Annotated in this window: 12 protein-coding genes; 7 read left to right on the forward strand and 5 right to left on the reverse strand. The window is 57.4% G+C overall.

The annotated features are described in order from the left end of the window. Positions 1-124: 124 nt before the first annotated feature. Both ybbP and ybbA read right to left on the reverse strand, forming a co-directional pair. On the reverse strand, positions 125-2,539 hold the full coding sequence (ybbP, locus tag APU02_RS01490; RefSeq protein ID WP_060569036.1) for a putative ABC transporter permease subunit YbbP: 2,415 nt from the start codon (positions 2,537-2,539) through the stop codon (positions 125-127). Next, on the reverse strand, positions 2,536-3,222 hold the full coding sequence (gene ybbA / locus APU02_RS01495; protein WP_042285767.1) for a putative ABC transporter ATP-binding protein YbbA: 687 nt from the start codon (positions 3,220-3,222) through the stop codon (positions 2,536-2,538). The genes ybbP and ybbA overlap by 4 nt, the downstream gene beginning before the upstream one ends. Between ybbA and tesA the strand changes: the two genes are divergently transcribed. The 3 genes from tesA to APU02_RS01510 are packed head-to-tail and all read left to right on the forward strand — an operon-like array spanning position 3,193 to position 5,529. Then, complete coding sequence (gene tesA, locus APU02_RS01500; protein WP_042286206.1) at positions 3,193-3,816, forward strand: multifunctional acyl-CoA thioesterase I/protease I/lysophospholipase L1; 624 nt, start codon at positions 3,193-3,195, stop codon at positions 3,814-3,816. The genes ybbA and tesA overlap by 30 nt on opposite strands. Then, on the forward strand, positions 3,806-4,615 hold the full coding sequence (locus APU02_RS01505) for an SDR family oxidoreductase (protein WP_120714857.1): 810 nt from the start codon (positions 3,806-3,808) through the stop codon (positions 4,613-4,615). Before tesA ends, APU02_RS01505 begins: the two co-directional genes overlap by 11 nt. Before the next feature lie 59 nt (positions 4,616-4,674). Further along, positions 4,675-5,529 carry a co-chaperone YbbN gene (locus APU02_RS01510; RefSeq protein ID WP_042285772.1) on the forward strand — a complete coding sequence of 285 codons (855 nt, stop codon included), beginning with the start codon at positions 4,675-4,677 and terminating at the stop codon, positions 5,527-5,529. A gap of 66 nt (positions 5,530-5,595) precedes the next feature. On the opposite strand, the gene fetB is transcribed toward APU02_RS01510, so the two are convergent. Both fetB and fetA read right to left on the reverse strand, forming a co-directional pair. Then, positions 5,596-6,372: an iron export ABC transporter permease subunit FetB gene (gene fetB, locus APU02_RS01515; protein ID WP_060569037.1), complete on the reverse strand. Its 777-nt coding sequence runs from the start codon at positions 6,370-6,372 to the stop codon at positions 5,596-5,598. After that, a complete protein-coding gene (fetA, locus tag APU02_RS01520) occupies positions 6,359-7,036 on the reverse strand; it encodes an iron ABC transporter ATP-binding protein FetA (protein ID WP_060569038.1) in 678 nt (225 codons plus the stop codon). The genes fetB and fetA overlap by 14 nt, the downstream gene beginning before the upstream one ends. A gap of 147 nt (positions 7,037-7,183) precedes the next feature. Here fetA and APU02_RS01525 point away from each other — a divergent pair, with 147 nt between their 5' ends. Then, on the forward strand, positions 7,184-8,098 hold the full coding sequence (locus APU02_RS01525) for an SPFH domain-containing protein (protein ID WP_042285781.1): 915 nt from the start codon (positions 7,184-7,186) through the stop codon (positions 8,096-8,098). Then, positions 8,098-8,559, forward strand: coding sequence for an NfeD family protein (locus APU02_RS01530; RefSeq protein WP_060569039.1), 462 nt, complete (start codon positions 8,098-8,100; stop codon positions 8,557-8,559). The genes APU02_RS01525 and APU02_RS01530 overlap by 1 nt, the downstream gene beginning before the upstream one ends. Before the next feature lie 5 nt (positions 8,560-8,564). Here the strand turns inward: APU02_RS01530 and cueR are convergent, their stop codons facing one another. Next, on the reverse strand, positions 8,565-8,972 hold the full coding sequence (cueR, locus tag APU02_RS01535; RefSeq protein ID WP_042285786.1) for a Cu(I)-responsive transcriptional regulator: 408 nt from the start codon (positions 8,970-8,972) through the stop codon (positions 8,565-8,567). A 107-nt stretch (positions 8,973-9,079) separates the two neighbouring features. Here cueR and copA point away from each other — a divergent pair, with 107 nt between their 5' ends. After that, entirely contained in the window at positions 9,080-11,581 is a 2,502-nt protein-coding gene (gene copA, locus APU02_RS01540) for a copper-exporting P-type ATPase CopA (protein WP_060569040.1), read from the forward strand. 138 nt (positions 11,582-11,719) lie between these two features. Continuing rightward, positions 11,720-12,514, forward strand: coding sequence for a TraB/GumN family protein (locus tag APU02_RS01545; RefSeq protein WP_060569041.1), 795 nt, complete (start codon positions 11,720-11,722; stop codon positions 12,512-12,514). Positions 12,515-12,701: the final 187 nt, after the last annotated feature.

The raw sequence follows: 12,701 nt of genomic DNA on the forward strand, positions 1-12,701 counted from the left end.
AATTACTACAGGCGTGTTGGCGGGTTTTTAATGATTTGTGCCGTTAAACGGCGCAGGCTTATCCATTTATGCTTTTAAAAAAGAGCGCGCCGGTATCTTCACCGGCGCGTCAGTCTCATACTGCTTAATTGCTAAACTGGCGGAACAGCGCCTTCCCCTTCAGTAACCGGATCCCCAACCAGCCGCCGCAGACGGAAAGCAGGAACGCGCCGCTAAGGGGTAAAACCGCCCACAATCGCCAGTCCGGCTGCCAGGGGAAATCAAAGACCCGGGTTTGCAACATGGCCAGCGCTGTTTCTGCGCCAATGGAGGCCACCAGCCCGGACACCAATCCCAGCATGGCAAATTCACACCATAAGGTGGTGCGCAGCAGTTTCTTGCCCGCCCCCAGCGTGCGCCAGACGACCAGTTCCTGATGGCGTTGCCGCATGCCAACCTGCACCTGCGCCAGCAACAGCAGGATGCCGCAGGCGGTAACCAGCACCACCATGACTTCCAGCGCCCGGCTCACCTGCTCCAGTACCTGGCCGACCTGCCGGAGAATAGCGCCGATATCCAGCAAGCTAACCGTCGGAAACTCGCGGTTAAGTTGGGTCAGCATTTCGTTGCCGTTTTCCCAACGAAAGCTGGTCAGCCAGCTTTGCGGCTGTCCGTCAAGCGCGCCGGACGGGAAGATAAAGAAGAAGTTTGGCCGCAAACTTTCCCAGTCCACCTTACGCAGACTGGTGACCTTTGCGCTGAACTGTTGGGTATCGCCCATAAAGGTCACGCTATCGCCCAGTGACACGTTCAACCGCTTCGCCAGCCCCTCTTCTATCGACACTTCGCCCTTTTTCGGCGGCCAGACGCCGGCGACAATCGGATTATGGCTGGGTTGGCTATCCTGCCATGTCAGATTCAGCTCGCGGTTTAGCGCTTCATCCGGATTACCTTCGGTCGATTTATCGTTAATGGCCGTCAGGCGCGCCCGGACAATAGGATAAAACGCTTCCGGGATCACCTGATGCTCCGAGAGAAAGGCCTTCACCTGCGGCACCTGTTCAGAAGCGATGTTGATCAGAAAATAGTTGGGGCTTTCCGGCGGCAGTTGCTGCTGCCAGCGATCCAGCAGATCGCCGCGCAGCACCAGCAGTAGCGCCAGCAGCATAAACGACAGCGAGAATGCGGAAAGCTGGCTCAGGGTGGACCACGGCTGACGCAGCAGGCGGCTAACGGCCAGACGCAGCGGCAACGACGAGAGCGTCAGGCCGCGCAGAACATTCAGCAGCATCCACCCCAGCACGCCGCACAGCAGCGCCAGTACCACCGCGCCCGCCAGCACCGCCCACAGCAGGGGACTGCCGCCCATTAATCCGGCGAGCAACAGCACAACGACAGCGGTGACGACCGGCAGATAAAACTTCAGCGGCCAGACATTCGCCACCGCGTCGCGACGCAGTACGCGCAGCGGCTGAGTCGCCAGCAGCAGACGATACGGACGCAGGCCCACCAGCAGCGAAATCACCACCATGGTGCCCAGCGCCCACAGCCACGGCCAGAGGCTGGCAGGCGGCAGTGCGGCAGGCAATACCGGCTTGAGCAGCACCATTAAGACCTTTTCAAACAGTAACCCTATCGCGCCTCCGGTGACGGCAGAAAGCGCCAGCACCATCAGCCACTGCCCGACGATCAGCTTGCGCAATTGCGCCCTGCCCGCGCCGAGGGTTTTCAGGATTGCCACTAGATCATAGCGGCTGCGGCAGTAATGGCTCATTGCCACCGCCACGGCGGCGACGGCCAACAGCAGGGTTAACAGCGCTGAAAGCAGTAAAAATTGCTGCGATCGCTCAAGGGATTTACCGAGCGCGCCTTCATCCTGCTCAAGACCATACCAACGATGCTCTGGTTTGAGCTGCGGCAGCAGCCATTTTTCGTAGTCGTCCAATTGCTGCGCAGTACCGCCAAACTTGTAGCGCCAGGTAACGCGGCTGCCGGGCTGTACCGCACCGGTTTTTTCCACATCAGCAATGTTCATCATCAGCCGCGGCGCCATCTGGAATGGGTTAAAGCCCGAGTCCGGCTCCTGCACCACTTCACCGGCAATACGCAACGTGGCGTCGCCCACGTCAAGGGTATCGTCGATTTTCAGATTCAGCAGCTCCATCAGGCGCGGCGCGAGCAGCACCGACCCGGGCTGGGGCTTCAGCCCAGACGGGCGGGTCTCCAGCTTGCCGTACATCGGATAAAGGTCATCAACCGCCTTAACGTTAGCCAGTTGCGGCGTGTCTCCGGCAAACGTCATGGTGGCGAAGGTCAGTTGTTCCCCGACTTTTAGCCCGCGCTGACGCGCTTCGTCGATCCACGCCTGCGGGACCACGCGCGAACTACGCAGCGTCCGGTCGCCGGCCATAAACTCACGGCTTTGCTGGCTTAACCCTTTCTCCATTCGGTCGCTGATGCTGCCCAGCGCCAGCACACAGGCCACCGCCAGGCTCAGCGCCATCCAGACAATCAGTAACGACGGCGAGCGCCATTCGCGCCAGAACCAGCGTGCGATCATGCCTCCTCCTGCAACTGTCCGTTGACCAGTCGCAGACGCCTGTCGCAGCGCGCCGCCAGTTGGGGATCGTGGGTCACCAGGATCAACGTCGTCCCGTGTTCACGGTTCAGCGAAAACAGCAGATCGGCAATTTTGTCGCCAGTCTGTCGATCCAGGTTGCCGGTTGGTTCATCCGCAAACAGCACCTCCGGTCGTCCGTTAAACGCGCGCGCCAGCGCCACGCGCTGCTGTTCGCCGCCGGAAAGCTGGGCCGGAAGATGATCCAGACGCTTACCCAGCCCCAGTTGTTCCAGCAACGCTTTCGCGCCTTCCCGGCTTTTGCTGCTGGTTTCCCCACGCAGCAGCGCTGGCAGCTCGACGTTCTCCAGCGCGTTTAGCGTCGGGATCAACATAAACGACTGGAAAACAAAGCCGACGTGCCTGGCGCGCAGTTGCGCCCGCGCTTCCTCGTCCATCTGGTGCAGCGGTTTACCCACCAGACTGACCTCGCCGCCGCTGCCGTCATCCAGTCCGGCGAGGATCGCCAGCAGCGTTGACTTACCCGAACCCGACTCGCCAATCAGGGCGATGGTCTCGGCGCGTTTGACAACCAGTTCAACTCCGGTAAGGATGGAAAGCTCATGCTCCCCCTGACCGACGGACTTCTTAAGACGATGAACTTCAACAATGTTTTCCGCTGGCATTTGCCCTTCCTGTTTTTGATCCTGTTTACCTGTCGGGCCGTGGCGGCTGACACGTTATTAATCCTCGGCGACAGCCTGAGCGCCGGCTATCGTATGTCTGCCAGCGCAGCCTGGCCTGCGCTGTTGAATGACAAATGGCAAGCAAAAACCACGGTTGTCAATGCAAGCATCAGCGGCGACACCTCCGGGCAAGCGCTGGCCCGACTGCCTGCCTTGCTAAAACAACATCAACCGCGCTGGGTACTGGTTGAGCTTGGCGGTAACGACGGCCTGCGCGGTTTCGCCCCGGCGCAAACCGAACAGACGCTGCGCACCATTTTGCAAAAGGTGAAAGCCGCTAACGCCGAACCGCTGCTGATGCAAATTCGCCTGCCCGCAAACTACGGTCGCCGTTATAATGAAACCTTCAGCGCTGTTTATCCTAAGCTTGCCAGTGAGTTCGATATTCCTCTGTTACCCTTTTTTATGGAAGAGGTCTATCTGAAACCCCAATGGATGCAGGATGATGGTATTCATCCTAACCCCGAAGCTCAGCCGTTTATCGCTGACTGGATGGCGAAACAGCTGAGTCCTTTAGTAAATCATGAGTCATAACACAACGGAGATCCTGACAGGTAAAGTTATGCAAAAATCGGTCTTAATAACAGGATGTTCCAGCGGAATTGGCCTGGAAAGCGCGTTTGAACTTAAGCGCCAGGGCTTTCAAATTCTCGCAGGCTGCCGTAAACCTGAAGATGTCGCCCGCATGAATAGCATGGGCTTCACCGGCGTACAGATCGATCTCGACTCTCCTGAGAGTGTGGATCGCGCCGCCGATGAAGTGATCGCCCTGACCGATAACTGTTTGTTTGGGATCTTTAATAATGCCGGGTACGGCGTTTACGGTCCCCTGAGCACCATCAGTCGTGAGCAGATGGAGCAGCAATTTTCCGCCAACTTTTTTGGCGCTCACCAGCTCACAATGCGCTTATTACCGGCAATGCTGCCCCACGGCGAAGGGCGTATCGTCATGACCTCGTCGGTGATGGGGCTGATCTCCACGCCGGGACGCGGCGCTTACGCCGCCAGTAAATACGCGCTGGAAGCGTGGTCGGACGCGCTACGTATGGAGCTGCGCCACAGCGGAATTCACGTCAGCGTGATCGAGCCCGGCCCCATTCGTACCCGTTTTACCGAGAACGTTAACCAAACGCAAAGCGACAAACCGGTGGAAAATCCCGGCATTGCCGCCCGTTTTACCCTGGATCCTGAAGCGGTGGTCAATAAAGTGCGCCACGCGTTTGTCAGCGACAAACCTAAACTTCGCTATCCGGTCACGCTGGTCACCTGGGCCGTCATGCTGCTGAAACGTCTGCTGCCGGGACGCCTGATGGACAAAATTTTGCGTGGGTGAGTTGAAGCGCGCGCGTCAGCCCCCATGTAAAAAAGAAATCGACAAAAGAGAGCAACTCCATGTCCGTACAGAATATTGTCAACATTAACGAATCGAACCTGCAGCAGACTTTAGAACAGTCGATGACCACACCGGTACTGTTCTATTTCTGGTCCGAGCGTAGCCAGCACTGTCTGCAACTGACGCCAGTGCTGGAAAGCCTGGCCGCGCAGTATAACGGCCAGTTTATCCTGGCGAAGCTCGACTGTGACGCCGAGCAGATGATCGCCTCCCAGTTTGGCCTGCGTGCGATCCCTACCGTTTACCTGTTCCAGAACGGTCAGCCGGTTGACGGTTTCCAGGGGCCGCAGCCGGAAGAAGCGATTCGCGCCTTGCTCGATAAAGTGCTGCCGCGTGAAGAAGAGTTGAAAGCCCAGCAGGCAATGCAACTGATGCAGGAGGGCAACTATATCGACGCGCTGCCCCTGCTGAAAGACGCCTGGCAGTTGTCTAACCAGAACGGTGAAATTGGCCTGCTGCTTGCGGAAACCCAGATTGCCCTGAACCGCACTGAAGAGGCCGAAGCGGTGCTCAAAACGATTCCTCTGCAGGACCAGGACACCCGCTATCAGGGGCTGGTGGCGCAGATTGATTTGCTGAAACAGGCCGCCGATACGCCGGAGATTCAACAGCTCCAGCAACAGGTTGCCGATAACCCGCAGGATGCCGGACTGGCGGCGCAACTGGCGCTGCAACTGCATCAGGTGGGACGTAACGAAGAAGCGCTGGAACTGCTGTTTAGCCATCTGCGTCACGATCTCGCCGCGGCGGACGGACAGGTGCGTAAAATGTTCCAGGAAATTCTGGCCGCGCTTGGCACGGGTGATGCGCTGGCGTCGAAGTACCGTCGCCAGCTGTACGCGCTGTTATATTAATTCCGCCTGCAGTGCCCGGTGGCGCTACGTTTACCGGGCCTGCGGGTCAGAGATGCCCTTCCCCGCTCACGACTTTAAATGCGTCACCACCAGTTGGTGACGCGAATTGTAGAATTTCCGATAGGTTAAATAACAGGCGATAATGGTTGACAGGCTCGCCGTCGAAAGCAGCATAAAGGTCACCATAATCTGGTATTTTATCGCTTTTACCGGATCGATCCCGGCAAAGATCAGCCCCGACATCATACCTGGCAAACTCACCAGCCCAACCGTTTTCGCTGAGTCAATCGTTGGGATTAGCGAAGCGCGAATGCTGTCGCGAATCAATCCGGCTGATGCCATTTTTGGCGTCGCGCCTAGGCTCAGTTTTTCCTGAATCTGCTGCCGCTCACTACTAAATCGCTGTCCGAGATTGTTATAGCACAAGCCAACGGCGACCATCGCGTTCCCGGCAATCATCCCGGAGATCGGAATCACCTGCATGGGAATAAATTCAATCGACCCTGACAGCACCAGCACCGCTAGTGTTAAGCCTGCGCCCACGGTAATGGCAATAAATGAGGACACAAACGCTTTATCAATATATTTGCTGCGCTTCTGCGCGTTATACGCCGCGTTAAAACAGATAAATAGCACCATCACTAACGTCAGAACGGCGTGATTGACGCCGAAGATATATTTCAGGACATAGCCCACGATAATAAGCTGAACGACAGCGCGCCCGACGCTCCAGAGAATGTCCTTTTCCAGCGCCAGTTTCTCTTTGTGGCTGATCAGCATCGCCACCACCACCAGCATCATCGCCAGGGCCAGAGACGAATTGGTAATATTATGCTCGTTCATTACGCGTCTCCTGCATTTCACCGGCATGCGGCGTCAGGGTAATAATCGTATCCGCATGATCGATCTCATCTTTATCGTGAGTAACCCACAGCACCCCAATTTGCTTATCACGAGCGTAGCGATGGATCATTTCGTTGACGTTGCGCTTATTTTTTTCATCCAGCGCGCTGGTGATTTCATCAAGCAACAGCACCTGCGGTAAAAACTGTAGATTGCGGATTAGCGAGATACGCTGCTTTTCGCCGCCGGAAAGCGCGCTGATGTTTTTCTCCAGTAGCGTTTCCGAAAGGTCAAATCGCGCCAGATCGTCGACAAGTTGCTGTCGCTCCGGGCGCTTATTGCGGATTTCCCAGGGGAAGATCAAATTATCATACACGGTGTTGCCAAACAGCGTGGGCGTTTGCGTACAGTAAGAAACCTGCTGGCGATACGTTTCCGGACTGAGCGTGGCGATGTCTTGACCCGCAAAAAGAATTTCCCCTTCGCTGGGGCTAAGTAACGATGCGATAATTTTCAGCAAGGTGCTTTTACCGCAGCCGGAAGGTCCGGTAATCAGTTTAAATTCGCCGGGGAGGAGGTTAAAGCGAATACCGCGCAGAATGGTTGTCTCCCCTGCCTGGTATCCCACGTTTTTGAGCTGAAGCAGAATGCCATTTTCTTTCATTGTGCGTCCATCTTTCCATTTTTTATCGGCAAAGAGTGTATCTCTGTATGGAATAAGAGGGGAACTCCCTTTGATTAATCGGATATAATTTGTTTACGCTGGTAGCGATATATCATTTCAAGGACAGTGCAACAGGAGGTTTTTTTAATGCTTATTTTTATCCCTATTCTCATCTTTGTCGCCCTGGTGGTCGTTGGCGCGGGCGTAAAAATCGTACCGCAGGGGTATCAGTGGACAGTGGAACGTTTTGGCCGTTACACCAAAACGCTCCAGCCCGGCCTGAGCCTCGTTGTGCCGTTTATGGACCGCATTGGCCGCAAGATCAATATGATGGAACAGGTGCTGGACATTCCTTCGCAGGAAGTGATTTCCAAAGACAACGCCAATGTCACCATCGACGCCGTGTGTTTTATCCAGGTCATCGATGCTCCACGGGCGGCCTATGAGGTCAGTAACCTCGAACTGGCGATCATCAACCTTACGATGACCAACATCCGTACCGTTCTGGGTTCGATGGAGCTCGACGAAATGCTTTCCCAGCGCGACAGCATCAACTCGCGACTGCTGCATATTGTCGATGAGGCGACCAACCCGTGGGGCATCAAAGTCACACGTATTGAAATCCGCGACGTGCGTCCTCCGGCGGAGTTAATTTCCTCTATGAACGCGCAGATGAAAGCGGAGCGAACCAAGCGCGCCTATATTCTGGAAGCCGAAGGGGTACGCCAGGCGGAGATCCTCAAGGCCGAGGGGGAGAAACAGTCGCAAATCCTGAAAGCGGAAGGCGAACGCCAGTCGGCCTTCCTGCAGGCGGAAGCGCGTGAACGCTCCGCTGAAGCGGAAGCGCGGGCGACCAAAATGGTGTCCGAAGCGATTGCCGCCGGGGATATTCAGGCAGTTAACTACTTCGTGGCGCAGAAATATACCGAAGCGCTACAACAAATAGGCTCGTCCAGTAACAGTAAAGTGGTGATGATGCCGCTGGATGCCAGCAGTCTGATGGGCTCCATTGCCGGCATCACTGAACTGGTTAAAGACAGCGCCAGCGAGCGGAAAAAATAATGATCGAGATGATAGCGGCGCATCCGCATATTTTCTGGCTCAGCCTCGGCGGCCTGCTGCTTGCCGCCGAAATGCTCGGCGGTAACGGCTACCTGCTGTGGAGCGGCGTGGCGGCAGTAATTACCGGTCTCACGGTATGGCTACTGCCGGTTGGTTGGGAGTGGCAGGGTGTGATGTTCGCGGTCTTAACCCTCCTCGCCGCCTGGCTATGGTGGAAATGGCTGGCGAAGCGTGTACGGGAGCAGAAACCCGCCGACCGCCAGTTAAACCAGCGCGGGCAGCAACTGGTGGGTCGCCGGTTTATGCTGGAGTCCGGGCTGGTCAATGGCCGCGGGCATGTGCGGGTCGGCGACAGCTCCTGGCCGGTCAGCGCCACGGAAGATCTGGCTGGCGGTACGTTAGTTGAAGTGATTGCCGTTGAAGGGATTACCCTGCATGTCAGAGCAATAATACGTTCGTAATTAACTCACCTTCCCTTGTGATGGCAGCAGCCGGAAAGATTATCGATAATCGGACAGTCGGCGCTGTCATCGCCGGGACAGGCGTCCGCCAGCGTCAGCAGTTGCTCGCGCATCGACTGTAACTCGCTGATGTGCCTTTCAATTTCCGCCACTTTTTCCAGCGTGCGCTTTTTCACATCCGCGCTGTGGCGGGCCGGATCGTTGAACAGGTTGACCAGTTCGCCACATTCTTCAAGGTTAAATCCAACCTGACGCGCCTGGCGCAGCAGCGTCAGTTCGTTCAGATGCTGTTGGCTGTAGGTCCGGTAGCCATTTTCACTGCGTAACGGCGGCGTCACCAGCCCCTTTTCTTCATAAAAGCGGATGGCTTTGCTGGTTAAACCGGTTTTTTTCGCGACATCGGATATATTCATGACTTCCCCCTTGACCTTCCCCTTGATGGAAGGTTTACCCTAAATAACAGTTAGCCCATCGAAGTGCAAGGGGCAATACCTTTGCCCTGTAACAGAGGAGAGTTGTGATGCCACAAACCATCGACCTGACCCTGGACGGCCTGTCCTGCGGTCATTGCGTGAAACGCGTGAAAGAGAGCCTTGAGCAGCGCCCTGATGTTGACCAGGCGGAAGTAAGCATTACGGAAGCGCACGTCACCGGCACCGCCAGCGCCGACGCGCTTATCGAAACCATCAAGCAAGCCGGTTACGGCGCGGAGTTAAGCCACCCAAAGGCTAAACCGCTGGCGGAGTCATCAATCCCGTCGGAAGCACTGGCAGCGGTCCCTGATGAGCTTCCGGCAGCCACGGCTGAAGACGATAGCCAACAGCTGCTGTTAAGCGGCATGAGCTGCGCCAGCTGTGTCTCCCGGGTTCAGAACGCGCTGCAAAGCGTACCGGGCGTCACGCAGGCACGGGTAAACCTTGCGGAACGCACTGCGCTGGTCATGGGCAGCGCGTCCGCCGCGGAATTAGTGCAGGCGGTGGAAAAAGCGGGCTACGGCGCCGAGGCGATTGAAGATGACGCTAAACGCCGCGAACGCCAGCAGGAAACCGCCATCGCCACCATGAAACGCTTTCGCTGGCAGGCGATTGTCGCCCTGCTGCTCGGTGTGCCAGTGATGGTCTGGGGCATGATCGGCGACAATATGATGGTCACCGACGACAACCGCAGCCTGTGGCTGGCGATCGGCCTGGCGACGCTGGCCGTTATGGTTTTCGCAGGTGGCCATTTCTACCGCAGCGCGTGGAAAAGCCTGTTGAACGGCACCGCCACGATGGATACGCTGGTCGCCCTCGGCACCGGCGTGGCGTGGCTCTATTCGATGAGCGTCAACCTGTGGCCGCAGTGGTTCCCAATGGAAGCGCGGCATCTCTATTATGAAGCCAGCGCGATGATCATCGGTCTGATTAACCTCGGACATATGCTGGAAGCCCGCGCCCGCCAGCGCTCGTCAAAAGCGCTGGAAAAACTGCTCGACCTCACACCGCCAACCGCCCGGATCGTCACCGACGAAGGCGAAAAAAGCGTCCCGCTGGCCGATGTCCAGCCAGGCATGCTACTGCGGCTTACAACCGGGGACCGCGTACCGGTTGACGGTGAAATCACCCAGGGTGAAGCGTGGCTGGATGAAGCGATGCTCACCGGGGAACCTGTCCCGCAGCAAAAAGGCGAAGGCGATAGCGTTCATGCCGGTACCGTCGTGCAGGACGGCAGCGTGCTGTTTCGCGCAAGCCGCACGGGGAGCCACACCACACTGTCACGCATCATTCGCATGGTGCGCCAGGCCCAGAGCAGCAAACCGGAAATCGGTCAGATGGCCGATAAAATCTCTGCGGTGTTCGTCCCGGTGGTAGTGGTTATTGCATTGGTGAGCGCCGGGATATGGTACTTCTTTGGCCCCGCGCCGCAAATTGTCTATACCCTGGTCATCGCGACAACGGTGCTGATCATCGCCTGTCCATGTGCGCTGGGGCTGGCAACGCCGATGTCGATCATTTCCGGCGTTGGGCGCGCCGCCGAATTTGGCGTTCTGGTTCGCGATGCCGATGCGCTACAGCGCGCCAGCACCCTGGATACGGTGGTCTTTGACAAAACCGGGACGTTGACCGAAGGCAAGCCGCAGGTTGTGGCGATCGCAACCTTTAACGGCGTTGATGACGCCATGGCGCTGCGTCTGGCGGCGGCGCTGGAACAAGGCTCCAGCCATCCGCTGGCCCGGGCGATCCTCGACAAAGCGGGCGAGGCAACGCTGCCGCAGGTTAACCGTTTCCGTACGTTGCGCGGGCTGGGCGTGAGCGGTGAAGCCGAAGGCCATACCCTGCTGCTGGGCAACCAGGCGCTGTTAAATGAGCAGCAGGTCGCCACGACGCTGATGGAGACCGAGATTGCCGCTCAGGCGTCACAAGGCGCCACGCCGGTTCTGCTGGCGATTGACGGTAAAGCGGCAGCGTTACTGGCTATGCGCGATCCGCTGCGCAGCGACAGCGTCGCGGCGCTTCAGCGACTTCATCGCGCCGGGTATCGTCTGGTGATGTTGACCGGGGACAACCCGACGACCGCTAACGCGATCGCGAAAGAAGCCGGGATCGACGAGGTGATCGCAGGGGTATTGCCGGACGGTAAAGCCGATGCCATTAAGCGTCTGCAGAGTCAGGGACGTCAGGTGGCGATGGTGGGCGACGGCATTAACGACGCCCCGGCGCTGGCGCAGGCGGATGTCGGTATCGCGATGGGCGGCGGCAGCGACGTGGCGATTGAAACCGCCGCCATCACCCTGATGCGCCATAGCCTGATGGGCGTCGCCGACGCGCTGTCGATCTCCCGCGCCACGCTGCGAAATATGAAGCAGAACCTGCTCGGCGCGTTTATTTATAACAGCATCGGTATTCCGGTCGCCGCCGGGATCCTCTGGCCCTTCACCGGTACTCTGCTGAATCCGGTGGTTGCCGGGGCGGCAATGGCGCTGTCATCCATTACCGTGGTGAGTAACGCGAACCGTCTGCTGCGTTTTAAACCAAAAGAGTAACGCGGATCGCTGACGCTTATCCGGTCTACACAGCCGTTTGTAGGCCGGATATGCCGCGCGCGCATCGTCATCCGACAATTCACGGTTTGCACCTTCTCAGGCCACGCGCTAGCATGAGTCTCTACTTAGGGAGGTCGCATGGATCTGTTGTACCGGGTAAAAAGGGTTTTCGCTGCGCTGCGCGGCCATCCGTATAGCTGGCCCGCCATCGACGTTTCGTTGCCCGGCCATCGCCACTTTCACCTGATTGGCAGTATTCATATGGGCAGTCGCGACATGTCGCCGCTGCCCGCCAGGCTACTCAAAAAGCTCAGAAACGCCGATGCGCTGATCGTTGAAGCCGATGTCTCCGGTAGCGACAGTCCGTTTGCCGACTTACCGGCGTTTGCCGCGCTGGAAGATCGCATCAGCGAAGACCAGCTGCGCAATCTGCACAGAGCGACCGACGAGCTGGGGATCTCCCCTTCCCTGTTTTCCACGCAGCCGCTGTGGCAGATTGCGATGGTGCTGCAGGCCACCCAGGCGCAACAGTTAGGATTACGGCCTGAGTACGGAATCGACTACCAGCTATTGCAGGCGGCCAAAAACGCGCAGATTCCGGTCATTGAACTGGAAGGCGCGGCCAGCCAGATTACGTTACTGAGCGAACTGCCGGACAACGGCCTGGCGTTGCTGGACGATACGCTGACGCACTGGCATACCAATGCCCGGCTGCTTCAGCAGATGATGAGCTGGTGGCTGAAAACGCCGCCGCAGGATAACGCGTTGACGCTGCCAAACACCTTTAGCGAATCGTTGTACGACGTACTGATGCACCAGCGCAACCTCGCCTGGCGGGATCGCCTGGCGGCGCTGCCCGCGGGACGCTATGTGGTTGCCGTCGGCGCGCTTCATCTGTATGGGGAAGGAAATTTACCGGCGCTGATGCGCTAAAAAAATGGCCAATATCGCTATTGGCCCGTCAAAGAGGAATTTCATCATTATTATTATGCCGCCGCTTTTTGCGACGGTGTATGTCGATTGTCGCTCAAACTCTGCATCCTGCCAATACAATTGCGCAAGATGGTACTATTTTTTAGACAGTCGTCAGGGGTATGCTTTTGTTGAATTATCTCCGAGC

The organism is Citrobacter sp. 50677481 (assembly GCF_001463265.1).
GTDB classification, from domain to species: Bacteria; Pseudomonadota; Gammaproteobacteria; order Enterobacterales; family Enterobacteriaceae; genus Citrobacter_A; species Citrobacter_A sedlakii.

Bases quoted from the DNA above. Each gene is read 5' to 3' on its own strand.
- ybbP (WP_060569036.1), bottom strand. From the start codon at position 2,539: ATGATCGCACGCTGGTTCTGGCGCGAATGGCGCTCGCCGTCGTTACTG.
- tesA (WP_042286206.1), top strand. From the start codon at position 3,193: ATGAACTTCAACAATGTTTTCCGCTGGCATTTGCCCTTCCTGTTTTTG.
- ybbA (WP_042285767.1), bottom strand. From the start codon at position 3,222: ATGCCAGCGGAAAACATTGTTGAAGTTCATCGTCTTAAGAAGTCCGTC.
- APU02_RS01505 (WP_120714857.1), top strand. From the start codon at position 3,806: ATGAGTCATAACACAACGGAGATCCTGACAGGTAAAGTTATGCAAAAA.
- APU02_RS01510 (WP_042285772.1), top strand. From the start codon at position 4,675: ATGTCCGTACAGAATATTGTCAACATTAACGAATCGAACCTGCAGCAG.
- fetB (WP_060569037.1), bottom strand. From the start codon at position 6,372: ATGAACGAGCATAATATTACCAATTCGTCTCTGGCCCTGGCGATGATG.
- fetA (WP_060569038.1), bottom strand. From the start codon at position 7,036: ATGAAAGAAAATGGCATTCTGCTTCAGCTCAAAAACGTGGGATACCAG.
- APU02_RS01525 (WP_042285781.1), top strand. From the start codon at position 7,184: ATGCTTATTTTTATCCCTATTCTCATCTTTGTCGCCCTGGTGGTCGTT.
- APU02_RS01530 (WP_060569039.1), top strand. From the start codon at position 8,098: ATGATCGAGATGATAGCGGCGCATCCGCATATTTTCTGGCTCAGCCTC.
- cueR (WP_042285786.1), bottom strand. From the start codon at position 8,972: ATGAATATATCCGATGTCGCGAAAAAAACCGGTTTAACCAGCAAAGCC.
- copA (WP_060569040.1), top strand. From the start codon at position 9,080: ATGCCACAAACCATCGACCTGACCCTGGACGGCCTGTCCTGCGGTCAT.
- APU02_RS01545 (WP_060569041.1), top strand. From the start codon at position 11,720: ATGGATCTGTTGTACCGGGTAAAAAGGGTTTTCGCTGCGCTGCGCGGC.